General features: G+C 61.6%; 25 protein-coding genes and 3 tRNA genes. 8 read left to right on the top strand and 20 right to left on the bottom strand.

All coding sequences use genetic code 11. The annotated features are described in order from the left end of the window. Window positions 1-24: 24 nt before the first annotated feature. From V1475_RS10130 to V1475_RS10120, 3 genes are all read left to right on the top strand, one after another. Window positions 25-1,107, top strand: coding sequence for an AI-2E family transporter (locus V1475_RS10130; RefSeq protein ID WP_479412650.1), 1,083 nt, complete (start codon window positions 25-27; stop codon window positions 1,105-1,107). Between the two features lie 2 nt (window positions 1,108-1,109). Next, window positions 1,110-1,793: a P-loop NTPase family protein gene (locus V1475_RS10125; protein WP_479412649.1), complete on the top strand. Its 684-nt coding sequence runs from the start codon at window positions 1,110-1,112 to the stop codon at window positions 1,791-1,793. A 124-nt stretch (window positions 1,794-1,917) separates the two neighbouring features. After that, the gene (locus V1475_RS10120) at window positions 1,918-3,471 is read left to right on the top strand and encodes a Ppx/GppA family phosphatase (RefSeq protein ID WP_479413967.1); all 1,554 of its coding nucleotides are present in this window, start codon (window positions 1,918-1,920) and stop codon (window positions 3,469-3,471) included. Between the two features lie 3 nt (window positions 3,472-3,474). Here V1475_RS10120 and V1475_RS10115 read toward each other — a convergent pair whose 3' ends face one another. From V1475_RS10115 to V1475_RS10095, 5 genes are read right to left on the bottom strand one after another with little or no spacing between them, the layout of a single operon-like run. Further along, window positions 3,475-3,810 (bottom strand): AAA+ family ATPase, encoded by a 336-nt coding sequence (locus tag V1475_RS10115; protein ID WP_434288085.1) that lies wholly within the window; start codon window positions 3,808-3,810, stop codon window positions 3,475-3,477. 25 nt (window positions 3,811-3,835) lie between these two features. After that, complete coding sequence (locus V1475_RS10110; protein WP_479413966.1) at window positions 3,836-4,876, bottom strand: endonuclease/exonuclease/phosphatase family protein; 1,041 nt, start codon at window positions 4,874-4,876, stop codon at window positions 3,836-3,838. A gap of 2 nt (window positions 4,877-4,878) precedes the next feature. After that, a complete protein-coding gene (locus V1475_RS10105; protein WP_434288087.1) occupies window positions 4,879-5,562 on the bottom strand; it encodes a TerB family tellurite resistance protein in 684 nt (227 codons plus the stop codon). 52 nt (window positions 5,563-5,614) lie between these two features. Continuing rightward, on the bottom strand, window positions 5,615-6,118 hold the full coding sequence (locus V1475_RS10100; protein WP_479412648.1) for an N-acetyltransferase family protein: 504 nt from the start codon (window positions 6,116-6,118) through the stop codon (window positions 5,615-5,617). Next, window positions 6,115-6,747: a VOC family protein gene (locus tag V1475_RS10095; protein ID WP_479412647.1), complete on the bottom strand. Its 633-nt coding sequence runs from the start codon at window positions 6,745-6,747 to the stop codon at window positions 6,115-6,117. Before V1475_RS10095 ends, V1475_RS10100 begins: the two co-directional genes overlap by 4 nt. Window positions 6,748-6,839: 92 nt before the next feature. Between V1475_RS10095 and nhaA the strand changes: the two genes are divergently transcribed. Then, window positions 6,840-8,060 carry a Na+/H+ antiporter NhaA gene (gene nhaA, locus V1475_RS10090; RefSeq protein ID WP_479412646.1) on the top strand — a complete coding sequence of 407 codons (1,221 nt, stop codon included), beginning with the start codon at window positions 6,840-6,842 and terminating at the stop codon, window positions 8,058-8,060. A gap of 78 nt (window positions 8,061-8,138) precedes the next feature. Here the strand turns inward: nhaA and scpA are convergent, their stop codons facing one another. Continuing rightward, complete coding sequence (scpA, locus tag V1475_RS10085; protein ID WP_479412645.1) at window positions 8,139-10,262, bottom strand: methylmalonyl-CoA mutase; 2,124 nt, start codon at window positions 10,260-10,262, stop codon at window positions 8,139-8,141. Between the two features lie 103 nt (window positions 10,263-10,365). On the opposite strand from scpA, the gene V1475_RS10080 reads away from it, so the two are divergent. Then, window positions 10,366-10,815 (top strand): DUF4174 domain-containing protein, encoded by a 450-nt coding sequence (locus V1475_RS10080; RefSeq protein ID WP_479412644.1) that lies wholly within the window; start codon window positions 10,366-10,368, stop codon window positions 10,813-10,815. A 1-nt stretch (window position 10,816) separates the two neighbouring features. Here the strand turns inward: V1475_RS10080 and V1475_RS10075 are convergent, their stop codons facing one another. From V1475_RS10075 to V1475_RS10040, 8 genes are all read right to left on the bottom strand, one after another. Next, window positions 10,817-12,052: a Y-family DNA polymerase gene (locus V1475_RS10075; RefSeq protein ID WP_479412643.1), complete on the bottom strand. Its 1,236-nt coding sequence runs from the start codon at window positions 12,050-12,052 to the stop codon at window positions 10,817-10,819. A 109-nt stretch (window positions 12,053-12,161) separates the two neighbouring features. Beyond that, complete coding sequence (locus tag V1475_RS10070) at window positions 12,162-14,159, bottom strand: acetyl-CoA carboxylase biotin carboxylase subunit (protein ID WP_479412642.1); 1,998 nt, start codon at window positions 14,157-14,159, stop codon at window positions 12,162-12,164. Between the two features lie 176 nt (window positions 14,160-14,335). Continuing rightward, complete coding sequence (locus V1475_RS10065; protein WP_066705778.1) at window positions 14,336-14,536, bottom strand: glycine zipper 2TM domain-containing protein; 201 nt, start codon at window positions 14,534-14,536, stop codon at window positions 14,336-14,338. 325 nt (window positions 14,537-14,861) lie between these two features. After that, window positions 14,862-15,296 carry a hypothetical protein gene (locus V1475_RS10060; RefSeq protein WP_479413965.1) on the bottom strand — a complete coding sequence of 145 codons (435 nt, stop codon included), beginning with the start codon at window positions 15,294-15,296 and terminating at the stop codon, window positions 14,862-14,864. A 14-nt stretch (window positions 15,297-15,310) separates the two neighbouring features. Further along, the gene (locus tag V1475_RS10055; RefSeq protein WP_479412641.1) at window positions 15,311-15,718 is read right to left on the bottom strand and encodes a RidA family protein; all 408 of its coding nucleotides are present in this window, start codon (window positions 15,716-15,718) and stop codon (window positions 15,311-15,313) included. A 1-nt stretch (window position 15,719) separates the two neighbouring features. After that, window positions 15,720-16,133 carry a DUF6497 family protein gene (locus tag V1475_RS10050; RefSeq protein WP_479412640.1) on the bottom strand — a complete coding sequence of 138 codons (414 nt, stop codon included), beginning with the start codon at window positions 16,131-16,133 and terminating at the stop codon, window positions 15,720-15,722. Continuing rightward, window positions 16,130-16,486, bottom strand: a complete 357-nt coding sequence (locus V1475_RS10045) for a hypothetical protein (RefSeq protein ID WP_479412639.1) — start codon at window positions 16,484-16,486, stop codon at window positions 16,130-16,132. Before V1475_RS10045 ends, V1475_RS10050 begins: the two co-directional genes overlap by 4 nt. A 40-nt stretch (window positions 16,487-16,526) precedes the next feature. Further along, the gene (locus V1475_RS10040; protein ID WP_479412638.1) at window positions 16,527-18,059 is read right to left on the bottom strand and encodes an acyl-CoA carboxylase subunit beta; all 1,533 of its coding nucleotides are present in this window, start codon (window positions 18,057-18,059) and stop codon (window positions 16,527-16,529) included. Between the two features lie 240 nt (window positions 18,060-18,299). Between V1475_RS10040 and V1475_RS10035 the strand changes: the two genes are divergently transcribed. Together V1475_RS10035 and V1475_RS10030 are read left to right on the top strand one after the other, a co-directional pair. Then, a complete protein-coding gene (locus tag V1475_RS10035) occupies window positions 18,300-19,544 on the top strand; it encodes a multidrug effflux MFS transporter (protein ID WP_479412637.1) in 1,245 nt (414 codons plus the stop codon). 72 nt (window positions 19,545-19,616) lie between these two features. After that, on the top strand, window positions 19,617-21,014 hold the full coding sequence (locus V1475_RS10030) for a helix-turn-helix domain-containing protein (RefSeq protein WP_434288111.1): 1,398 nt from the start codon (window positions 19,617-19,619) through the stop codon (window positions 21,012-21,014). Between the two features lie 113 nt (window positions 21,015-21,127). Here V1475_RS10030 and V1475_RS10025 read toward each other — a convergent pair. The 5 genes from V1475_RS10025 to V1475_RS10005 all read right to left on the bottom strand — a co-directional run bounded on the left by V1475_RS10025 (window position 21,128) and on the right by V1475_RS10005 (window position 22,750). Beyond that, a tRNA-Asp gene (locus tag V1475_RS10025) sits at window positions 21,128-21,204 on the bottom strand. A 46-nt stretch (window positions 21,205-21,250) separates the two neighbouring features. Continuing rightward, window positions 21,251-21,327 (bottom strand) — tRNA-Asp (locus V1475_RS10020). Window positions 21,328-21,489: 162 nt separating this feature from the next. Beyond that, window positions 21,490-21,565, bottom strand: a tRNA-Val gene (locus tag V1475_RS10015). A 53-nt stretch (window positions 21,566-21,618) separates the two neighbouring features. Then, window positions 21,619-22,272 (bottom strand): thermonuclease family protein, encoded by a 654-nt coding sequence (locus tag V1475_RS10010; protein WP_479412636.1) that lies wholly within the window; start codon window positions 22,270-22,272, stop codon window positions 21,619-21,621. A gap of 235 nt (window positions 22,273-22,507) precedes the next feature. Next, entirely contained in the window at window positions 22,508-22,750 is a 243-nt protein-coding gene (locus V1475_RS10005) for an HP1242/YdcH family protein (protein WP_434288191.1), read from the bottom strand. 183 nt (window positions 22,751-22,933) lie between these two features. On the opposite strand from V1475_RS10005, the gene V1475_RS10000 reads away from it, so the two are divergent. Continuing rightward, on the top strand, window positions 22,934-23,815 hold the full coding sequence (locus tag V1475_RS10000) for a DMT family transporter (RefSeq protein ID WP_479412635.1): 882 nt from the start codon (window positions 22,934-22,936) through the stop codon (window positions 23,813-23,815). Here V1475_RS10000 and V1475_RS09995 read toward each other — a convergent pair. Next, a complete protein-coding gene (locus tag V1475_RS09995; protein ID WP_479412634.1) occupies window positions 23,812-24,417 on the bottom strand; it encodes a LysE/ArgO family amino acid transporter in 606 nt (201 codons plus the stop codon). The two genes, V1475_RS10000 and V1475_RS09995, sit on opposite strands and share 4 nt — an antisense overlap. Between the last annotated feature and the right edge of the window lie 41 nt (window positions 24,418-24,458).

The raw sequence follows: 24,458 nt of genomic DNA, 5'->3' as shown, positions 1-24,458 counted from the left end.
GAAGGGAAAGATGGAAAGGCGAGTATGGCGTTACCGGTCCGTGATCAGATGAAATACTGGGGCACCGCTGCGGTGGTGTTTCTGGCGCTTTTGTGGCTCATGGGGGATGTCATCCTGCCCTTCGTGCTCAGCATGGCGGTCGCCTATATGCTCGATCCGGTGGCGGATCGCCTCGAATCCTGGGGATTGAGCCGGATCGCCGCGACCATCGTGATCACGCTGGTGGCCGCGATTCTCTTTGTCCTCATGGCGCTGCTCGTCATTCCGACACTGGTGAAACAGGCCACGGATCTTGTGAACAGCGCGCCGGATCTGATCAACAATCTGCAAACATTTCTGACCGAAAAATTCCCCGTCCTGCTCGACGAAAACAGCCAGCTGCGCCAGACGCTGATGCAGATCGGCGAAACCATCCAGTCGAAGGGCGGCGCATTGCTCTCCGGGGCGCTCGCCTCCGCCATGAGCCTGTTCAACGTGGTGATGTTGCTGGTGCTCGTCCCCGTCATCACCTTTTATCTGCTGATGGACTGGGACCGCATGGTGGCGGAGGTCGACAAACTCCTGCCCCGCGACCACGCTCCTGTGATCCGCCGTCTCGCCGCCGACATTGACCGCACACTCGCTTCCTTCATTCGCGGGCAAGGCACGGTCTGCCTGATCCTCGGCACATTCTACGCTGCGGGCCTCATGCTCGTCGGCCTCAAATTCGGCCTTGTGGCGGGGGCTGTGGCCGGTGCCCTGACCTTCATCCCCTATGTCGGCGCGATTGTCGGCGGGCTGTTGTCCATCGGGCTTGCGCTCTTTCAGTTCTGGGGCGAATGGCAATGGATCATCGCCGTCGCCGCGATCTTCGCCGTGGGCCAGTTCATCGAAGGCAATATCCTGACGCCAAACCTCGTCGGCTCCTCTGTCGGGCTGCACCCGGTCTGGCTGATCTTCGCCCTGTCCGCCTTCGGCACGCTCTTCGGTTTCGTCGGCATGCTGGTTGCCGTTCCGGTGGCCGCCGCCCTCGGCGTGATCGCCCGCTTCGCCATCGAACAATATCACGACAGCCGCCTCTACCGCGGCCTCGAATCCAATCAGCCTCTTTCGGACGACGACATCTGACCATGGCCGAACAGCTCATCCTCGATCTGCCGGTGCGTCAGGCGCTGGGGCGCGATGCGTTTTTTGTCTCGCCCTCCAATGCCGTCGCAATGGCCACGCTCGACGCCGTCAACAACTGGCCCTCGGGCAAGCTCGTGCTGATCGGCCCCGAGGGTGCGGGCAAAACTCATATGGCGCATGTCTGGGCCAGCGACCATGATGCCGTGATCGTCCCGGCCGATGCGCTGACTGAAGCCGACATCCCCGCTCTTGCAGCCCGTCGTTTCGTCGTCGTCGAAGACGCCGACCGCCTGCCCACCCTGCCCGATGCCAGACGCTCGGAAGAGGCGCTGTTTCATCTGCACAACCTGACGCTGGCCGAAGGCGGGCGGCTGTTGCTCACCGCCCAGAGTGCGCCCAATCACTGGACGCTCAGCCTGCCCGATCTCGCCTCGCGCATGCAGGGGACGACCGTGGCGCGGATCGAAGCGCCCGATGACAAGCTGCTCACCGCCATGCTGGTCAAACAGTTCGACGACCGGCAGATCGCCGTCCCCGGCACGCTGATCCTCTGGCTGGTCAAGCGCATGGAACGCTCGGCGGAGGCTGCACGGCGGATGGTGGAAACGCTCGACGAGGCGGCGCTGCGTTCTGGCAAACCGATCTCACGAAACCTCGCCGCCCAGTTTTTCCCGAGAGACGACTGATCCTGCGGGAAAGTTTTGTTTTCGCTCAATAATCATGCGATTGACGAAGGCCGGGGCATTTGGCACTGTCGCCCTGCCGGACCGAAAATGCCCGACATGATCCAGAGGACACACCGTGACTGATATGACCGATCTTCCGCGCACCGAGCCTGGGCAACAGGATTGGGGCATCTTCGGACGACCGCTGTTCCTCGATCAGGAAGCCCGCGCCCTGTCGCGTGTCGGCGTTGTCGACGTCGGCTCGAACTCCGTACGTCTCGTGGTCTTCGATGGCGCAGCGCGCAGCCCGGCCTATTTTTACAATGAAAAGATCATGTGCGGTCTGGGCGCGGGGCTTCGGGAAACCGGGCATCTCAACCCGGAAGGCAAGATCCGCGCCATGTCCGCGATACGCCGGTTTCAGAAACTGGCGGAAGGCATGGGAATCCCACCACTGACGGCGGTTGCGACCGCTGCGGTACGGGAGGCTGAGGACGGTCCCGCTTTTCGGGAGGAGATCGAGCGGGAGACCGGCCTCAGCCTTTGGGTCATCGACGGCGAGGAAGAGGCACGGCTTTCGGCGCAGGGCGTGCTTCTGGGTTGGCCTGAGGCGGACGGGCTGGTCTGCGACATCGGCGGCTCGTCGATGGAACTGGCGATCGTCTCGAAAGGCATTGTCGGCAAACGTATCACCTCGCCACTCGGACCGCTGAAACTTCTCGGCCTCACTGGCGGACGCACTGGTCTCAAGGACCATATCGCGCCGATCATGAAGGATCTGGCCACCGCCATGGGCACGGATCACAAGCGGATCTATCTCGTCGGCGGCTCCTGGCGCGCCATCGCCCGCATCGACATGGAGCGGCGCAATTACCCGCTGCATGTGCTGCATGAATACCGGATGTCGAGCCGCTCGGTAACCGATACGATCAAGTTCATCCGCAAAAGCGACATGACCGATTTGCGTGCGAAAACCGGCACCTCGACGGCGCGCATGTCGCTTGTACCGATTGCCGCCGAGGTGCTGCGCCAACTCGTGCGCACCTTCCATCCGAAAGAGATCTGCATCTCGTCCTACGGCATTCGCGAGGGGTTACTCTACGAACAGATGCCCGAAAGCGTGCGCGCCCGCGACCCGCTGATCGAGGCTTGCCGGTTTTCCGAACAGAAGGACGCGCGCATGCCGGGCTTCGGCAAGCGTCTGCATACCTTCATCGAACCGGTGTTCCGCGCCCGTCAGTATGAAAAGATGCGGCTGATCCGCGCCGCCTGCCTGCTCCATGACGTGACCTGGCGCGCGCATCCGGATTATCGCGCAGAGGTGTGTTTCGACAATGCCACGCGCGCCAATCTCGGCGGGCTGACCCATAACGAGCGGATTTTTCTCGGGCTGGCACTTTTGCATCGCTACAAGAATTCGCGAGAGAACACCCCCTTCGCCGAGTTAATCGAGATGCTGTCGGACAAGGAAATCCGCGACGCGGAGGTGCTCGGCAAGGCCATGCGCTTTGGCGCGATGTTTGCCGTCGATACGCCGACCGATGTGGCGAAACTCGACTATTTCCCGAAGCGCAAGGAGTTGATCCTGACGCTCAGCCCCGAAGCGGAAGACCTCTTTGGTGAGGTCACAAACGCACGCTTTCAGTCGCTCGCCAGCAGCCTAGGTGCGACGCCGCATGTGCGCCACGCCAAGGCGTAATCCTCAGAGCTCGATCATGCCCTCGTCGTCCGGGGTCTCCTCTGGAGCGTCCGGCTCCGGCACACCTCGTTCCGGTTTGCGCCGGATGAGAATGTCGCCATTGGGCAGAATTTCCGGCGCTTCATAAGCACCCAGATCGTCGACGAAGCCCTCGAGATCCTCAAGCGCAGGTCCCATTTCTTCGAACAACTGCTGCAACAAAAGCCGGGACCCTTCGCGCAACATAGTCCAGCCTTCCGATCCCTCGGACGGTCCGGCATCCTCGGCGGCCAGAGGCCCCGCCACCAGCATCATGATCAGAGCAATCCGTTTCATGGCCTTCATATAAGGGCTTTTCATGACGTTTTCACCCCTGCCTCATGTCTTAAAGATCGAGATCGACCGTGACCGGGAAATGATCCGAAGCGGTCAGAAGCGCCTGCTGCAATTCCGGCGTGCCAAAACAGAGCGGATCGTCGAACGGATGCCAGATGCGCCATGTCGCGCCGTCTTTCAAATCCTGCGAGACCATGACGTAATCGAGCAAAGCCGAGAGATAGCGCTCTTCCTCGTCGATATAGAACCGCGCCGAGGTCGGCCCCTGATTGCCGCGCCGGGCCAGCGCCTCCGTCGCATGCGGATCGCAAAGCCGCATCTCGGGCGGCACATCCGGGTCCTCGCGCCCCATGACAATCTCGACGCCGGACCGCCCAAAGAGCTTTTCATACTCATCGAGCCCCGGCCCGTCGTTGAAGTCGCCCAGCACGATCAAGGGTTCTCCCGCCTCCAGATGCCCCTCCACCCGCTCGCGCAACCAAATACATTGCGCCAGTTGCTTGCGCCGGTTTTCGATCGAGATGCGGATCACGTCGGCACGGTTGCGCGCGCCATGCGGTGCCTTGGATTTCACATGCACACCGATCATGCGAAAGGCAAACCCGCTTTCACGCACCTCCATCGCCAATTCCAGCGGCGGTTTGGAAAATCGTACTTCCTCCCGGTCCCTATCGGTGTCGAGATCGAGCCTGTAGATCGAGTTGAACGCGGGCGGTTCGAAATTGTCCCCCAGTCCCGCAGGCGCGCCCATCGGATCGTGCCGGGCGCGTAGCACCAGCGGGTCGTACATCAGGGCGATTTCCTGTTGGGTTTCGTTGACATAGCCGATCTCGACGGCCATGGCTCGAAGCCCCGCCCAATCGGCGAATTGCTCAAGCGCACGGCGGGTGTCGCGGCGGCGGTTGGTGTCCGGCGCCTCGATGACCATGATCGCATCGGCATCCATCGCGGTGAACACCTTGCCAAGGGCCTCAAGCTGCATCTCGCGGGTCACATTATGCCGCGCCGACCAAGCATCGTCCGCCAGAGGCCGCCCCTCATTGTCGAACAGGTTGTCGAACCATTCGACATTGTAGGTGGCGACCCGGATCGTCATGCCGCCCGCTCCGCCTCGATCTCCTCCCAGGCGGCGTTGATCTCGACCAGCCGGTCGGAGGCCAGCCTGACCGCCTCTTCCGGCACGCCGCGGGCGATCATCCGGTCAGGGTGTGTCTCGCGCACGAGCGCGCGGTAAGCCTTCTTGATCTCCTCGAGCGAGGCCGAAGGATCGACCCCCAACACATCGTAGGGATCGCGCGCCGCCTCCGGCACATAGCGCGCCTTCAGCATTCGGAACGCCCGGTCCTCGATGTCGAAAATCTCCGCCACCCGTGTCAGGAAGGCATCCTCGCCGGGGTGATACTCGCCATCCGCCATGGCGATATGGAACAGCCCGTCCATCAAATCCATCAACGGACGGCATTCATCGCCATACATTTTCTTGACGCTTTTGGCGTAATCCTCGAATCCCGCCACGTCTTGGCGGGCGAGGTTGAACACACGTGCGGCGGCGGCCTCGTCCTCTTTCGCGATCTGAAACACTTCGCGAAATGCCGTCACCTCGTCGCGGGTGACAAGCCCGTCGGCCTTGGCCATCTTCGCGCCAAGCCCGATCACCGCGATGGTAAAGCCCATGCGCCGCTCCGGCTCCGAGCGGAACTGCTCGAACACCGAGGCGAGGCTTTCACCTGCGCCAAGCGCCTTGAGCGCTTCGAGAATGCGGGTCCAGATCGACATAGCCGCAGTTTATCCGCGAAGCCCGGTCAAGTCCCGCGACAAATCCGTGAGTTCAAAGGAATTTTTGTAGGAAGAGCACATCGAGCCAGCGGTCGAACTTGAAACCGGCCTGCGGAATGCGCCCGGCTTCGGCATAGCCCAGCGTCTTGTGAAAGGCGATGGAGCCGGTGTTGTCGGCATCGATCGCGGCAATCATCGAATGATGACCGGCCTCGCGTGCATGCTGTTCGACCATGAGCATCAGCGTCCGGCCAAGCCCAAGCCCCTGCGCCGCGTCGTTGAGGTAAACGGAATGCTCCATGGTGAAACGATAGCCGTTATTCTTTGGGCGAAAATTGTCATAGGTGGCATAGCCCACCACCTCGCCTTGGATCTCGGCGACGTAAAATGCCCGGCCCCGCGCCAGACGATCTTCGACCATCGCGGCCCATTCGGCCTCGTCGCGCTCCTCAGAGGAAAACGAGGCGGTCGACTCGGCAATCACAGGCGCCATAATGGCTTTGAGAGCGCTTGCATCCTCGGCCAGCGCCACGCGCAAAAACGGTTTCTCGGTCATGCGATCCAGATCTCCCCTGACGGCGTGCCAATCTCTGCGGTCATTCCCGGCGTATCGGCCTGCACAATTCGAACATTTTCCATAGCCGACACGAACGGCGCGAGCGCCTCGCGCAACTCTTCAGCTTCCGGGTGCGTGATCTTCAACCGACGCAGGGTCAAGCCCGGATCGGGCAGCCCCGGAACGGGCCGCGGCGAATGCCATTCGATCAACGCCGGAAAGCAATTATCAAATGGCAGAACACCGCTCTCCGGCACAATCATCCGCCAGGCATAGTCCCCGCGCTGAAACGACATGATCCGCCCGACATCGGCGGGAGCCAGCTCCCAAGCTTCTTCCAGATCGGGACAGGACACAACCCAGTTCGTCAGCCGAGGCGGGCCTCCGAAGTTGTCCAGATCGAACCAACGCGGAAAATCGGGGCGTCTCGCCGCCGGATCGGGCGCAATCACCTCGAGATAGGCGTCACTGCCATCCGGGCGCGCCATGGCCACAAGCACGTTTTCCGTGCCCATATCCTTGTGCACCCCGCGCGGGCCGAATTCGACATCGAGCAAAGCCTCCATCGCATCCTTGCCCTGCTCCAGATCGGAGGCGGAAATCACCAGATGATCAATCCGGTAGGTCATTGTTATTGCCCTTATTGAAACCTTGGAGACGAGTCCCCATCTCCCTATAACGCACCCTTAAATCAACTTTCAGGAAAGACCAGAAAAAGACAATGCTCCTGCGCAAATTGGAACAGTTCTTCGACAGTGAGATCTCAGGCGGTATCGTGCTCATGGTGGCCGCCGTCGCTGCCATGTTCGTGGCCAATTCCTCGCTTTATCCCTATTACGATGGCGCATTGTCGTCGTATTTCACCGTGCAGCTCGGCGACACAGGCCTGTCCAAACCGCTGATCCTCTGGATCAACGACGGTCTGATGGCAGTGTTCTTCCTGCTTGTGGGCCTTGAGCTCAAACATGAGCTGATGGAAGGCAAACTCAAGAACCCGCGCGACGTGGTTCTGCCCGGCATGGCCGCCGTCGGCGGCATGATCATGCCCGCCGTGGTCTATTTCGCCCTCAACATCTCTTCGCCCGAAACCCATTCCGGCTGGGCTATTCCGGCGGCGACCGACATCGCCTTTGCCCTTGGCATTCTGGCTCTGGTCGGCGACCGCGTGCCCTCCTCGCTCAAGGTTTTCCTGCTGACGCTGGCGATCCTCGACGACCTCGGCGCGATCCTGATCATCGCGTTCTTCTACACGGCCGAGCTGCATCTGGATTACCTGTTCCTTGCGGTCATTCCGCTGGCGATCATGTTCTACCTGAACCGCGCGGGCATTCACCGCATTGCGCCGATCATCCTTCTGGGCACCGTGCTTTGGGTTCTGGTGCTGAAATCCGGCGTGCATGCGACGCTCGCGGGTGTGATCACCGCCTTCTTCATTCCGATGAAGGACAAATGGGGCAAGTCGCCGCTGCATGCGCTTGAAAACGCGCTCTCACCCTATGTGTTCTTCCTGATCGTGCCGATCTTTGCTTTCGCGAACGCAGGTGTGGTGCTCACGGGCGTAACGCTGGCCGATGTGTTCTCCCCGCTGCCGCTGGGCATCGCTTTGGGCCTCATCCTCGGCAAACAAATCGGCGTGTTTGGCATGACATGGCTGCTGGTAAAATTCGGCGTCGCCAAGAAACCCTTCGGCGCGACCTGGCTCCATATCTATGGCGTCGCGGCACTCGCGGGTATCGGCTTTACCATGTCCTTGTTCATCGGCGGGCTGTCCTTCGAGGATGCATTCCACATGAACGAAGTGCGCATCGGTGTGCTGTCGGGCTCCGTGATCTCCGCAATCATCGGCTTTACCGTGCTGAAACTCGCCCCGACGGCAACGGACAAACCGGCGCTGAAAGAGGCCGAAGTCACAGCTCCCGAGGTTCAGAACGCCGCACACTAACGCGTCAACCATCCCAAAAGAAAAGGGCCGGAGGAGCAATCCCCCGGCCCTTTTTCATTGCAGTTTAAATACTCGGTCTCATTCGACCGCGATCAGATCGAGGATCTGGCGCGCCGCTGCCGGGATATTCGTCCCCGGCCCGAAGATCGCCTTAACCCCCGCATCATAGAGGAACTGGTAATCCTGCTGCGGGATCACCCCGCCGCAGATCACGAGGATGTCCTCGGCGCCCTGCTCTTTCAGCGCTTCGATCAGTTTCGGCGCCAGCGTCTTGTGTCCCGCCGCCTGCGAGGAAATCCCCACGATATGCACGTCGTTGTCGATGGCGTCCTGAGCCGCCTCTTCGGGGGTCTGGAACAGCGGGCCAACGTCCACGTCAAAGCCGATGTCGGCAAAGGCGGTGGCGATCACTTTCGCGCCGCGGTCGTGGCCGTCCTGACCCATTTTGACGACGAGCATGCGCGGACGACGCCCGGCTTTCTCGGCAAAGGTCTCGACGTCTTTCTGGATCTGGGCAAAGCCCTCGTCGCCCTCGTAGGCGGCGCCGTAGACGCCCGCGAGCGTTTTCACCTCGGCGCGGTGACGTCCGAATGCTTTTTCCATGGCCATCGAAATCTCCCCAACGGTTGCGCGCGCACGGGCGGCCTCGACCGCCAGCGCAAGGAGGTTGCCCTCGCCGGATTGCGCAGCAAGCTCCAGCGCGCCAAGCGTCGCTTCGACCTTGGCCGTATCGCGGGTGGCTTTGATCTTGTCGAGGCGGGCGATCTGGCTGTTGCGCACGGCCACGTTGTCCACGTCGAGAATGTCGATCGGGTCTTCCTTGTCCTTGCGGTATTTGTTGACGCCGACGATCACCTCTTCGCCGCGGTCGATCATCGCCTGACGTTTCGCGGCGGTTTCCTCGATGCGGAGTTTCGGCATCCCGGAGTTGACGGCCTTGGTCATGCCGCCCATTTCCTCGATTTCCTCCATCAGGGCCCAGGCCTTGTCGGCCAGTTCCTTGGTGAGGCTTTCGACATAGTAAGACCCGGCCAGCGGATCGACCACATTGGTGATCCCGGTCTCTTCCTGCAAGATGAGCTGGGTGTTCCGGGCGATACGCGCCGAGAACTCGGTCGGAAGCGCGATGGCCTCGTCCAAAGCGTTGGTGTGCAGCGATTGCGTGCCGCCCAACGCCGCCGACATCGCCTCATAGGCGGTGCGGATCACGTTGTTATAGGGGTCCTGCTCTTGCAGCGACACGCCCGAAGTCTGGCAGTGGGTACGCAGCATTTTGGACTTGGAGAGCTTCGGCTCGAACTCGTCCATCACGCGGGTCCAGAGATAGCGCGCAGCGCGCAGTTTGGCGGCCTCCATGAAGAAGTTCATGCCGATCGCGAAGAAGAACGACAGGCGGCCCGCGAATTTATCGACATCCATGCCGGCCTTGATCGCGGTGCGCACATATTCGCGCCCGTCAGCCAACGTAAACGCCAGTTCCTGCACGAGGTTCGCGCCCGCTTCCTGCATGTGATAGCCGGAGATCGAGATCGAGTTGAATTTCGGCATCTCGTTCGCGGTGAATTCGATGATGTCCGCGATGATCTTCATCGAGGGTTCGGGCGGGTAGATATAGGTGTTGCGCACCATGAACTCTTTCAGAATGTCGTTCTGAATGGTCCCGGCCAGAAGCGCACGATCATGCCCCTGCTCTTCACCCGTCACGATGAAGCTCGCGAGGATCGGAATGACCGCCCCGTTCATCGTCATCGACACGGAAACCTTGTCCAAAGGAATGCCGTCGAACAGGATTTTCATGTCCTCAACAGAGTCGATCGCCACACCGGCCTTGCCGACATCGCCGACCACGCGCGGGTGATCGGAATCGTAGCCCCGGTGCGTGGCGAGGTCGAAAGCGACCGAGACGCCCTGCTGACCGGCGGCCAGCGCCTTGCGGTAAAACGCGTTCGATTCCTCGGCGGTCGAGAAGCCCGCGTACTGGCGGATGGTCCAGGGGCGGCCCGCATACATCGTCGCCTTCACGCCGCGCGTAAACGGCTCCAACCCCGGCGTATTGCCCAGATGCGCCATGCCTTCGAGATCGTCCTCGGCATAGAGCGGCTTGACCTTGATCCCTTCGAGCGTGTCCCACTCAAGGCTCTCAAGCGGCTTGCCACGAAGCTCCTTCTCGGCAAGCTCTTCCCATTTTTTCCTGTCCGTCATCGTCAGGCTCCTTCCCGTTTTCCTCTCATACCCCCGTGAGGGCACGTTCAACCTTGGTTTGGCCGTCCCGTCGCCCTATATAGAAGGCACCCCGGGAGGACCGATGAAACAAATCTATCTCGCCGCCATCACAGCGCTTTTTCTGATCCCCGCCCCACTTCTGGCGCAGGAGGACACAGCCGTGGAGGCGAAGGCAACTCCGCTGATCCAGAGCGCCGGAGACACCGAGCTTTCCAGCTTCAAATGGCAGTCCCGCATCATCGCCGTCTTCGCCGACAGCACGCTGGACCCGTCGTACAATGAACAGATCTCACTTCTCGAATCCCGCCCCGACGCCCTTCTGGAGCGTGACGTGGTGGTGCTTACCGACACCGATCCGGAGGCCCGCTCGCCGCTCCGCACCGCATTGCGCCCGCGCGGCTTCGCATTGGTGATCGTCGACAAGGACGGGCGCGTGATGCTCCGCAAACCCGACCCCTGGGATGTGCGCGAGATTACCCGCGCCATCGACAAGACCCCGCTCCGGCAGCAGGAAATGGAAAGCGGGCGCTGAGCTACTCGCGAAAATCCTCGGCCAGCGGAATGCGCCCGAAGGCGATTTTCGCCCCTGTATAGGGCACGTGATGCGGCGGCAGAAGACCGTAGCGCACCGTATCCTGACCGAACCGCTGGTTGAGCCGGTCGATGGCCAGACACAGTGGCGCGCGGTCCAGAGGCGGTGCGAAGAGATCGTCCATCACCCGTGCCTGCCGGATCAGCCCACCCAGCGTCACGGAGACGGCTTTCGGGCGAGGGCCAGGTGTCAGTTCGTCCCAAAGCCCCGCCAGAATTTCCAAAAGAAAGAACGTGTCCTGCGTCGCGCGCAATGTGCTGTCGCGATACTGCCGCCTTTTGTCCGCGCCTTTGACGCTGATCGACAGGCTGCGGGCAAAGAACCCCTCGCGGCGCAGACGTGCCGCCGCTTTCACAAGCAGTCGCCGGGTCACAAGCCGCGCGCCCTCGGGCGTTGCGTTCGGCCCCGTCAGCACCTGCCCGTGCCCGATCATTCCGCGTTTGGTCTCCGGCCAAACCACTGTCTCGCCGCGCAGCTCGCGGAGAAACCGCTCCCCCGCCACATTGCCCCAGATCGCGCGGGCACGTTTCGGCGCGATGTGGTAGAGCGTCCCCACATCCGCAATGCCCGCCGCCTCCAGCCGTGCTTTCATTCGCCAAGACACGCCCGGCAAATCGTCCAGCGCCAAATGCGCGATCTTCTCCGGCAAAACCTCCGGCGTGAGCCAGTTGAGCCCCATCGGCTTTTCCAGCTCGGCGGCGATCTTCGCCAGAAGCCGCGTCGGCCCAAGCCCCACGGAACAGCGCAAGGCCGGACTGATCCCCAGCACCGCCTCTTGCAACGCCCGCCCGATTTCCAAAGCCCGGGACAGGTCCCGCTCCGATCCCATCAAAAGACAGGAACATTCGTCGATCGACCAGACCCGATGCACGGGAATAACCGTTTCCACCGCCCGCAAAATCGCATGATGATAGTCGACGCAGATGTCGTGTTTGACGGGACGAAAAACGATCCCCGGACAGAGCCTGCGCGCCTCGTCCTGACGTGTCCCCATGCGCACGCCACACCGCTTGGCCTCGACACTCGCCGCGATACAGGCCGCATTCGGCGCGTCCGTCGTCAGGACGCCGACAGGCCGCCCCATCAGCGCAGGCTCCTCGGCCTGCGCCACGGAGGCGTAGTAGCTGTTCATATCGAAGAAAAGCGTCGAAACGCGCAGATGCGAAAGCTGGGACATGACCGGGCAGACGGGAGGGGGCAGACGCAATCAGACTAGAACAAAATAAGAACATTTGTCCAGTCTCTGCGTCTCGCCGCCCCGGATATGCCCGCCCGGCCACCATGGATTATTCGAACTCCATGATCACTTCATCGACGGCAAGGCTGTCGCCCGGCTTGGCGTTGATCTTGGAGACAATCCCTTTGCGCTCGGCGCGCAGGATGTTTTCCATTTTCATTGCCTCGACGGTGCAAAGCGCCTGACCGTCCTGAACCTCGTCACCGACCTCGACATTGACCTTCACCAGAAGGCCCGGCATCGGGCAGAGCAGGAGTTTCGACGTGTCCGGCGGCAGTTTTTCGAGCATGTGCTTCGACAGCTCGGCCGCCCGCGGCGTCCGCACATAGACCTTGAGGTCCGCGCCGCGGTTGCGGATGCGGAAACCGCCCGGAATGTCGCCCACTTTGAGCGTCAGCGTGCCGTGCTCCATGTCGATCAGGGCCAGCGTCTGCCCCGGCGTCCAGGAGCTTTCGATGCGGTGACGCGTGTTGTTCACCAGAACGGTGGAACCGCGCTTGTCCGCCTCGACCTGCACCGGGAAGTCATGATCGCCGATCTGCACCACCCAATCGCCACCGACATGGCGTTCGTGGTTGTCCATCCGGCCAGAGATTCGCGCCCGGCGCACTTCCGCCACGCGATACATCGCCGCCGTCGCCGCAGCAATCCGCTCAAGTTCCTCATAGGGAAGTTCAACCCCTTGGAAACCTTCGGGATATTCCTCGGCGATGAAGGCCGTGGTCATGTCGCCCGAGACGAATTTCGGGTGATCCATCACCGCCGAGAGGAACGGCAGGTTGTGCCCGATGCCCTCAACTTCGAAACCGTCGAGCGCATTGCGCATGTTCTCGATCGCGGTCAGACGGTTCGGGCCCCAAGTGCAGAGCTTAGCGATCATCGGATCGTAATACATCGAGATCTCACCGCCCTCATAGACGCCGGTGTCGTTGCGCACGATATTGGTCTTGGTGACAATCTCTTCCGGCGGACGGTATTTCGCCAGACGCCCGATGGACGGCAGGAAGTTGCGATACGGGTCCTCGGCATAGAGACGGCTTTCCATCGCCCAACCGTTGATTTTCACGTCGTCCTGAGTGATCGAAAGCGGCTCGCCATTGGCGATGCGGATCATCTGCTCGACAAGGTCGATGCCGGTGATCAGCTCGGTGACCGGGTGTTCCACCTGAAGACGGGTGTTCATTTCGAGGAAGTAGAAGTTCTTGTCGCCATCGACGATGAATTCCACGGTCCCCGCAGAGGTGTAGCCCACGGCCTTCGCCAGAGCGACGGATTGATCGCCCATGGCCTTGCGGGTGGCTTCGTCGAGGAAGGGCGACGGCGCCTCTTCGATGACCTTCTGGTTGCGGCGCTGGATCGAACATTCACGCTCGTTGAGGTAAATGCCATTGCCATGCGCATCGCAGAGCACCTGAATTTCGATGTGGCGCGGCTGAGTCACGAATTTCTCGATGAAAATCCGGTCGTCACCAAAGGAGCTGGCCGCCTCGTTCTTGGACGACTGGAAGCCCTCCCGCGCCTCCTCGTCGTTCCAGGCGATCCGCATGCCCTTGCCGCCGCCGCCAGCGGAGGCCTTGATCATCACGGGATAGCCGATCTCGTTGGAGATTTTCACCGCTTCGTCAGCATCGGCGATGAGCCCCATGTACCCCGGAACGGTGCTTACACCGGCTTCCTGAGCGATCTTTTTCGAGGTGATCTTGTCGCCCATGGCTTCGATCGCCTTGACCGGGGGCCCGACGAAGGCCACGCCCGCGTCCGCCAGCGCCTCGGCGAATTTCGAGTTCTCGGACAGGAAGCCATAACCCGGGTGCACCGCCTGTGCGCCGGTCTGCTTGATCGCGTCCATCACCTTGTCGATGACGATATAAGACTGGTTCGCCGGCGGCGGGCCGATATGCACCGCCTCGTCGGCCATCGCCACATGCAACGCGTTCTTGTCCGCGTCCGAATAAATGGCGACCGTCTTGATCCCCATCTTTTTGGCGGTTTTCATCACCCGGCAAGCGATCTCGCCGCGGTTCGCAATCAGGATCTTGTCGAACATGTCCTGCCCTCTCCCTTTCTCAAATCGGTCCGCCCCGGCCAGGCGCGCCACGCGCCGGGCCGGAACTTGTCTCTTGGGTTACAGTCACGAAAAAAGCCCCCCGAACGCAAAGGTCCGGAGAGCTTTTCGATTTCATAGCGTCACGACGCGTGAGTGCGCCGGTCAGACAAATGGAATTAGTTGCAGACGCCCGCGTCGTCGCAATAGGTGCCCGCGAGCGCGCCGAGAGCCGCACCGGTGAGCACATTGTTGTCGGTCGCATCGGCCACGACGGCACCGGCAGCCGCACCGGCGAGGGCACGTTCACCGTCGGTCTGCATGCAGCCGGCGAGCGCCGCGACGGAGACAAGGGCGGAAACGAGAATGGATTTGCGCATTTTTCTGCTCGTGATTTGGTTGATACTGAGCGGATTCTAACGCAATCGCGCGCCGTCGCAAAGCCGTGAAATGCCCCGTCAAGCCCCTCGGCGGAAGAACGCCCAAGGTCAGGGAAAGAAAGGCGAGGGCCGTGCGGGGGAAGCACGGACCTCGCCAGAGGGGAAGGGTAACGGTTTTCAGAACAGGTCGACGGGTTGCTGGTCCCGTGCGGCCTGTGAGTAAGATGGACCCGCCCGGCCATGCTCACAAGGGCACGCCCGCCCTGCCCGCCATTTTCGGCAGCAGTTCGCGCAAACCCCGGAATGCCAAGCGAAATCCCGCGCATCAGTCGTCCATATCCTCATCGTAATCGCCGTCGTCGCCACTCCACATGGCGTCCCAGTCCGGCATCTCTTCGTCTTCGTCCCCGCCTTCGGCGAACACTTCGGGGAAAGCCGCCATGGCCCGTTTGACGTTGATCTTCAATAGCGCTTCATAGGACGCCGGATCGAAGGTTTCGGGATCGGCGGGCACAACTTCGCGACCGAAAAGCCAGGACAACCGCCCGGCATCGAGATTGCCGCGCTCGAATTCCTCTTCGCCGAAATGCGCCCAAAGGGCCGCCATAAAGGCCGCATCGGCGCGTTTATCGGCGGATTTGCGATCCTTGTAGCGCTCAAGCCCCTTGAGCGGCGTCACCCCTTTGGGGTTCGCCCGGCGGATCGTAAACTGGTAATCCGAGCCCGGAAGCCGCCCCGGAAATCCTTTGTGTTTCAACATGTAGTCGCGTGCCATCAGCTGTCTCCCTCGTCAGGTCTGCGGGCGATCAGGTCGATCTCGACCAGAGCGCCAACGGCCAGCGCGGTCACGCCCACTGTGGTGCGTGCCGGAAGCCTGTCGGCCGGGAAGTAGCTTTTGTAGGTCTCGTTGAACAGGGCGTAATCGCGTTCGAACTCGGTGAGAAAACACCGGCATTGCACGATATGCTCCGCGCCAAGCCCCAATTCGCCGAGGATCAGCAGGAGATTGTCCATCACCCGCCGGGTCTGCGCCGCAATGCCGTCTGGCAGGGGCGCATCGGGGGCATTCGGGTCGGTTGGCATCTGACCCGTTAGGATCACCCAGCCGCCGTCTTCGACTGCGTGGGAAAACGGCGCAACTGGCCGCGGGCCGTTGGAAAACATATGGAATTTCGGGGCCATCTTAAAACGCCTCCCATTCACAGGTCTCGCCCACCGGGTGATAGGCTTCGAAAATCTGCACCACATCCGGGTCGGGCGCCCCGAATTCCGTTGGGGCCGCAGAGAGCGAGATCACGATCATTGCGGGCGCGGGCGTGCCCATGCGCGGCAGGGCATAGCTCACGCAGAGCGCGGAAAGATCCTCTTCGAGCTCTTCATAGCTCAACCGGTCGATATAGCGCGCAAGTTCGGGCGCCACGAAGCGAAACCGCGCAGTCAGCCCCATGGCGGGCTGGTCCATCACCGTCTCATAGAATTCCACCGGCTGGCCCGAGGGCACGCTCAGGTCCTGCGCCTCAAGCGGCGCAAGCTCTGCAAACGCGGCAAAGCCCATTCCGACAGCCAGCGCGGCGCATACGGACAGACGTGCAATCATCTTGTGGCCTCCCTGGCGAACCGGACCCAACGGGCGCGGTGGTTTTGATTGTCGAGCAGCGCGCGCAGACGCGCCTCGGTATCTGATTTCGGGAACCGCCCATTGATCGTACCGCCAGCGGTGATCTCAAGGTCCGCCCCCATTTCCGCCACCCGCACCACCGGGGCAAAGCCCCGCAGGTTTTGCAGGCTGCGCCACATATCCTGTCGCACCTGTGCGGCGATGCGCGATTTGCGCAGCCCCGCGCCCCCTTCGATCACCGCCGTGACGGCAACATCGAAACGTGCGGGCAGACGGCGCGCCAAGGTCAGCGCGCCCTCCTCTTTCAGGATATGCCAGTCATGGCGGGCCATGGGGTCTCTCGGGGATCACTCGCGGGTCACACAATCCCGCTCAGAGCGGAATGTTGTCGTGCTTTTTCCACGGGTTCTCGAGCTTTTTGTTGCGCAGGGACGCAAAGGCACGGGCCACCCGTTTGCGGGTCGAGCGCGGCTGGATAACCTCGTCGATAAAGCCACGTTCGGCCGCCACAAACGGGTTGGCGAAGCGGTCTTCATAGTCCTTGGTGCGGGCCGCGATTTTCTCCGCATTGCCCAGTTCGGAGCGATAGAGAATCTCGGTCGCGCCCTTCGCGCCCATCACGGCGATCTCGGCGGTCGGCCAGGCGTAGTTCATGTCGCCCCGCAGGTGTTTCGACGACATCACGTCATACGCACCGCCGTAAGCCTTGCGGGTGATCACGGTCACTTTCGGCACGGTCGCTTCGCCATAGGCAAAGAGCAGCTTCGCGCCGTGTTTGATGACGCCGCCGTATTCCTGCGAGGTGCCCGGCAGGAAGCCCGGCACGTCGACCAGCGTCAGGACCGGAATTTCAAACGCATCGCAAAACCGCACGAACCGCGCCGCCTTGCGGGAACTGTCGATGTCGAGACAGCCCGCCAGCACCATCGGCTGGTTCGCCACCACGCCGACCGTCTGGCCTTCGAGGCGGATGAAACCGGTGATGATGTTCTTGGCGTAATCTTCCTGAATTTCGTAGAAATCGCCCTCGTCCGCGATCGTGTGGATCACTTCCTTCATGTCGTAGGGCGTATTTGCATTGTCCGGGATGATCGTGTCGAGCGCATCGTCGATCCGGTCGGGCGCATCGAAGAACGGACGCACCGGCGGCTTTTCGCGGTTGTTGAGCGGCAGGAAATCGACCAAGCGACGCACTTCGGAGAGCGCCTCGATGTCATTGTCAAACGCGCCATCGGCGACGGAGGATTTCTTGGTGTGGGTGGAGGCCCCGCCCAGTTCCTCGGCGGTCACCACCTCGTTCGTCACGGTTTTCACCACGTCGGGACCGGTCACGAACATATAGGACGTGTCGCGCACCATGAAGATGAAGTCGGTCATCGCCGGCGAATACACGGCACCGCCCGCACACGGCCCCATTATCACGGAGATCTGCGGCACCACGCCCGAGGCCATGATGTTGCGCTGGAACACTTCGGCATAGCCCGCAAGCGAGTCGACGCCTTCCTGAATCCGTGCGCCACCCGAGTCGTTCAGACCGATCACCGGCGCGCCGTTCTGCACCGCCATATCCATGATCTTGCAGATCTTCTGGGCGTGCGTTTCGGACAGAGAGCCGCCGAACACGGTGAAGTCCTGCGAGAAGACATAGACCATACGACCGTTGATCGTCCCCCAGCCGGTGATCACACCATCGCCGGGGAACTTGCTGTCCTGCATGCCGAATTCGGTGCAGCGATGGGTTTTGAACATGTCGAATTCTTCAAAACTGCCCTCGTCGAGCAGAAGTTCGATCCGTTCACGCGCCGTCAGCTTGCCCTTGGCATGCTGACTGTCAATGCGACGTTGTCCCCCTCCCAGGCGGGCGTTGTCGCGGCGATCGTGAAGTTCTTTAATGATGTCTTTCACGGGTAAGCCTCCTCGTCATTTCGCGGGCACCATATGCCAGCGAAATATTCTTTCAAAGCAAGTTCTGGCAGATTTGCAAAACATGCAAAATCGATGTGCTGAAAAATGCAAACCTGCAACTTTCGTGCAATCCGAAACCGCCTGAAACGCACGAGACGTCCTCTGAGCTGTGCAAAAACAACAGCAGCTTGCGGCAGATTCCCCGTAGACAGATCGCAGCGCCCTCCCCATGGTGGCGCAATGTCGCAAAATCGCAATTCCCCCTCGGACCGCAAACCGCAGGTCCACCTCCTCGACCGCCGCACCCCGCCGCATATCCTGACCCTCGTGCTGATGGCCGGGGTCTCGGCCATGACGATGAACGTCTTCCTCCCGGCCTTGCCGGAGATGACCAGCTATTTCGGCACGGATTACAGCGTCATGCAGCTCTCTATCGCGATCTTCCTCGCGGTAAATGCAGGGCTGCAACTGATGATCGGACCGTTGTCGGACCGCTTCGGACGTCGCCCTGTGCTGATCGGCGGCATTCTGATCTTTCTCGCCGCCACGCTCGGTGCGATCTACGCCCCTTCCGCGCAGATTTTCCTCCTGATGCGCGCCGCTCAGGCCGGGATCGTCAGCGCCATGGTGCTGTCTCGCGCCATCGTGCGCGACATGGTGCCTGGCGAAGAGGCCGCCCAGATGATCGCCTATGTCACTATGGGCATGTCTCTGGTGCCGATGGCAGCCCCCACGGTCGGCGGCTTTCTGACCCATATCTACGGCTGGCAAAGCGCCTTCTGGCTGCTGTTCGGGGTCGGTGTCGTGCTTTTGCTCCTCGTCACCTTCGATGCGGGCGAGACCGCGCCGAAAACCGATGGCTCGACCAAGGCCATGCTGCGCGGCTTTCCCGAACTTCTGACATCGCAGCGTTTTCTCGGTTATGCACTCTCCGCCGCCACGGCCTCGGGCGCTTATTTCGCCTTTCTCGGCGGCGCACCCTTTCTTGGCACCACCGTGTTCAATCTGACCGAAGACAAGCTCGGCCTCTATATGGCCGCCCCGGCGATCGGCTATTTCTTCGGCAATTTCATCGCTGGAAAATACTCCGCCCGTTTCGGCATGAACACGATGATCCTGATCGGCGCAGGGATTTGTACCCTCGGCGTTTTCGTGTCCCTCCTGACCTTCCTCGCAGGCCGTGCAACCCCGATGAATTTCTTTGCCATGATCTCGCTTCTGGGCGTTGGCAACGGGCTGCAACTGCCCAATTCCATCGCGGGTTCGCTCTCCGTGCGGCCACATCTGGCGGGCACGGCGGCGGGGCTCGGCGGCTTCATGTATATCGGTGGCGGAGCGGTGCTTTCGGCCTTCGCAGGCTCCGTCCTCAGCCCGGAAAGCGGCGGCACACCGCTTCTCGTCATCATGCTCTGCGCCTCGCTCTCCTCCATAGCCGCAGCCCTTTGGGTGGTGCTGCGCGAACGCAAGCTGATCCGCGAGGGCTGAGCGCACTTTCCCCTCTTGTCAGAACGGGTTTGCACTGGCAAACCTCGTTTTGCAAAAGCGAGGACAGGGGACATGGCCCAGCAAAAACTCTATGCAGGCGCGAAGCTGCGCGAAACGCGGACCCGGCTCGGGCTGACCCAGCGTTCTTTTGCAGAAAAGCTCGGCGTCTCCCTGCCCTATCTCAACCAGATGGAAAACAACAACCGCCCGGTTTCGACCGGCGTGGTTCTGGCGCTGGCGCAGGAGTTCGGCTTCGATGTCACCGAACTCTCGTCGGGCGATGCCGAACGCATGGTCACCGACATGCGCGAGGCGCTGGCCGATCCGGTGTTCTCCGACGGCGCACCGCCGCTTGCGGACCTGCGGCTTGCCGCCTCGAACGCCCCCGCGCTCGCCCGCGCCTTCCTCGAATTGCACCGCGCCTATCGCCAGACCACCGAACGGCTCGCGTCGATGGACGAGGCTCTGGGACGCGAAGACATGCCCGCCCGCCCGAGCCCTTGGGAAGAGGTCCGCGATTTCTTCCATTATTGCGACAACTATCTCGACGCCGTCGACCGCGCCGCCGAGAACATCGGTCGCAATCAAACTCGCGGTCGCGATGTGATGAAAACCGCGCTCGACATGCTCGAACAGCACGGCATCACCGTGCGCAGCGGCGAGCGCGACTTGCGGCATTTCGATCCCGAACTGCGCGAACTGACGATCTCGTCGCGCGCCTCAAGCGCCACCCGGCGCTTCCAGATCCTGCACCAACTCGCCCTTGTCACTCAGGGCAAGCTGCTCGACGCCACGCTCGATCTGGCGCGGTTCCATTCCGAAGAGGCGCGGGAGATTGCCCGGATCGGGCTTGCGAACTATTTCGCGGGAGCCGCGCTTTTGCCCTACACCGCCTTTCTGGAAGCGGCGCAGGAGACCCGCCACGATCTCGAAATGCTCGCTGAACGTTTTGGGGCTTCGATCGAACAGGTCGCACACCGGCTTTCCACCCTGCAACGCCCCGGCGCCAAAGGCATTCCGTTTTACTTCGTGCGCGTCGATCAGGCCGGAACGATCACCAAACGCCACTCCGCCACGCGGCTCCAATTCGCGCGCTATGGTGGCGCCTGTCCGCTCTGGAACGTGCACCAGGCCTTTGAGCGCCCCGGCCATTTCCTGCGGCAACTGGCGGAGACGCCGGACGGGGTGCGCTACCTCTCGATTGCCCGCGACGTCTCGAAACCCGGCGGTGCCTTCCATGCGCCGGTGCGGCGCTATGCGATCAGCCTCGGCTGCGAGGTCACACACGCCTCGGAACTGGTCTATGCCGACGATCTCGATGTCACCAAACCGGCAGCGTTCCAACCGATCGGCATCTCCTGCCGGATCTGCGAACGGCGCGATTGTCATCAACGCTCCGTACCGCCTCTGGAGCGGCGCCTGACCATCGATCCGAACAACCGGGGCACATTGCCCTATCGGATCGAGTGAATCTTTCGGTACGGCTGAGTATTTGGCCATCGGAAAACCAGCCGGAAGCGAGATGATCAAAAGACAAAACGCGCCCGAAACCGGACGCGTTTTTGTTTGCTTTTCCTGAAAAGTGGCGCGGTTGACGGGGCTCGAACCCGCGACCCCCGGCGTGACAGGCCGGTACTCTAACCAACTGAGCTACAACCGCGCAGTGCTTTTCAAAGCGTACCCCGAAGGGCTATGTCAGACAGCGATGGCGCGGTTGACGGGGCTCGAACCCGCGACCCCCGGCGTGACAGGCCGGTACTCTAACCAACTGAGCTACAACCGCTCGCTGCTGCCGTTCCGGGACTTGCACCCCGAAGCGTGAGGGGCGTTCTATGGGGAGTGCGTGGTCCCGTCAAGCCGGGAATCGCGAAAAAGTGTCGGGGCAGGAGAAAAAACTTCACGGTCTTTTCAGCGCGGAGGATTTATAGGAAAGGCGAAGAGAAAATGGTGGGTCGTGAGAGGCTCGAACTCCCGACATCTTCGGTGTAAACGAAGCGCTCTACCAACTGAGCTAACGACCCGGTGGGCCGTCGTCTAAGGGAAAACGCCGCGCCTTGCAAGAGGGTCTGCGGGATTATCCTTGCGCCTTGCGCCAGCCCGCCGCGCGCGCCTCGTCTTCCGAACAGAACCAGCGCTCGCCCTGCGCCTCGTTGATCCGCGTGCCGCCGTACCAGCGCCCGCCGGGCAGATGGTAGAGCTTGCCGGAGCCGGAGATATTGCCCTTGATCGCACAGTTGCCGGGCGGGGTTTGCTCCGGCTGCGCGTCACTGATTTCTGCACGTTTCTCGGCGCGGTAATCCGCAGGCAACTGTACCCCCGCCCGCCAGAGCCCCTGCCCCTCGGTCCGCGCGCGCTCTTCGAGAACGACATAATCGCGGGCGTATTGCATATAGGCATAGGCCGCCCCAGAGGCGACCATGGCGGCGTTGATATCCCCCGCCTCTGTGGCACAAACGGCAACCGTGCGACCATAGCGGTCGGTGTCACGGGCGACACAGCGCACCGCTCCTCCGGTAAGTTTCACGAGCACCGCTTTCGCCCATTGCCCACAGGCCCAATCCTGCCCCCGCATGTCGGAACAGCTCTGCGACAGTTCCGGCGCATCGATGCCGTAGAGCCGGATGCGGGTCTCGCCAATCGCCAGCGTATCGCCGTCGATCACCCGCAGTGCACCGTTGTCCGGAGCAATCAGAATCGCAACATCAGCGCGTTTTTCGGCAGCATTCAAATCAAGCTGATGAGAGTTCGGCGCAAATACCAAAACTGAGTCCCGATCGCTCACGGCCTCGGCCGTTTCAATCGGGAACAGGGTCACCACAAGACCCATCACAGCCCAAAGAGCCGCAACATATGGTATTACACCCAACCTCACGCGCTATTTGTGCGTGATTTGTTCTCCCAATGCAAGAGGGCGCGCAACCTGCCGGTTAACGCGCCCTCGGTTTTCGCAAAGCAGGGAAAGCTTACGCGGAAACGGTCAAAAGCCGGTAAATCTCGTCCTTGAGATGCATCCGTTTCTTACGCAACTCGGCGAGTGCCAGATCCTCCATCGGGTGCACGTCGGTTTCGGCGAGATGGACCTCGTCATTCAACGCCTCATATGCCCCGACAAGAGTCGCGAAATGCGCGTCGCTCGACTTGAGTTCGGTGATTTTCCCGGCCAGATCCGGAAAATCGGCGGCGAGTTGGTGCGGTGTATTGGACATGCGCGTCTCCTCAGTCTGATGGCCTTTGCCTCAGTCTGAGCGCAGAGGACCGCCGCCCGCCTTGACCCTGATCAAGAACCATATGGCTTTTGGCCCGCCCGCCGGTCCAAGTGCAAATATGCGGCCCGGCACGTGCGCTTTGGACGAATTGCCATCGCCGGGGGGAGGCTTCACTGTCCCCGCATGACCGCACCCTCCCTGACCTCCCCCTCGAAATCCGTGACCGGCATCCTCTGGATGCTCTTCATGACGCTGTGTTTCGTCATGGTGAACGTCCTCGTAAAATATGTCGGCAACGGCTTGCCCGTGCTCGAAAGCGCTTTCCTGCGTTTTCTGTTGGGCCTCGTCTTCCTCATCCCGGCGCTCGGTGCGGTGCGCAAAGTTCGCTTCACTCCGCGCATCTGGAAACTCACCTTCGGACGCGCCCTGTTCCATGCACTGGCGATGACCTGCTGGTTCTATGCCATGACCCGCATCCCGATGGGCGAGGTCACGGCGCTCAACTTCATGAACCCGATCTATATCACCCTCGGCGCTGTGCTGTTGTTCGGCGAACGGATCGCCCTGCCCCGCATCATGGCGCTCGTGGTGGCCTTCATCGGCGGCATCGTCATCCTGCGCCCCGGATTTCGCGACATCGACCCCGGCCACCTGTCAATGATGCTCTCGGCCATGGCCTTTGCCGGGTCCTATCTGATCGCCGGTCGTCTGGTCAAAGAGCTCCCCGCCGCCGTGGTGGTGTTTCTCATGTCGGTGACCGTCCCCATCGTCATTGCACCCTTTGCGTTTCTGCATTGGGAGACGCCGACGCTTCATGAGCTGATCCTGCTGTTTTTCACCGCCGCCTTCGCAACGCTCGGCCATTACGCCATGACCCGCGCCTTTGCCTGTGCACCGCAATCCGTGGTGCAACCGGTGGTCTTCGTTCAGCTGATCTGGTCGGTGAGTTTCGGCTATATCCTCTTTGGCGAGGCGGTCGATCCGTTTGTGCTTCTGGGCGGCGCCATGATCATCGCGGCGATTTCCTTCATCACATGGCGGGAAGCCCGCAAGAAAACCGCTTAACCGCCACGGATCAATCCTGCCGCGATCGACCACATTACAAGCGCGATGCCGCCGTCGAGCACACGCCAAGCGGTTTCGCGGGCGAACACTGGCGCAAGTAGGCGCGCGCCATAACCAAGCGAAAAGAAAAAGGCGAAAGACCCCGAGATCGCCCCCATGGCAAACTCCGCCCGCGCCTCGGCAAACCGCGCGGAGATCGCCCCCAAAAGCACAACCGTGTCGAGATAGACATGCGGGTTGAGCCATGTGAGCGCCAGCGCCGTCAGCACTACGGCACGAAGGCTTTGCGCCCCCTGCGTCGCCGCTTCCAGATGCCCGCCGCCGCGATAAGCGGCCCGCGCGGCCTTGAAGCCATAGAAGAGCAGGAACCCCGCGCCCCCCCAGCGCAGCATCGCCAAAAGCGGCGGGAAAGCCTCCGAGACCTGCGCCGAGGCGAAGACGCCCAGAGAGATCAGCAGCGCATCGGAGAGCGCACAGACCAGCACCACGGGCAGCACATGCGAACGCCGAAGCCCCTGCCGCAGGACAAAGGCATTCTGTGCTCCGATGGCGACGATGAGGCTGAGACCGGTCAGAAACCCGGTGAGGGCGGCTTGGAACATGAGGTATCCTTTCCCGGCGGGGGTAGCCCGGTCGGAAGAAT

It is taken from the genome of Celeribacter sp. SCSIO 80838, assembly GCF_056498065.1.
This window is presented reverse-complemented; position numbering and strand designations above follow the sequence as displayed.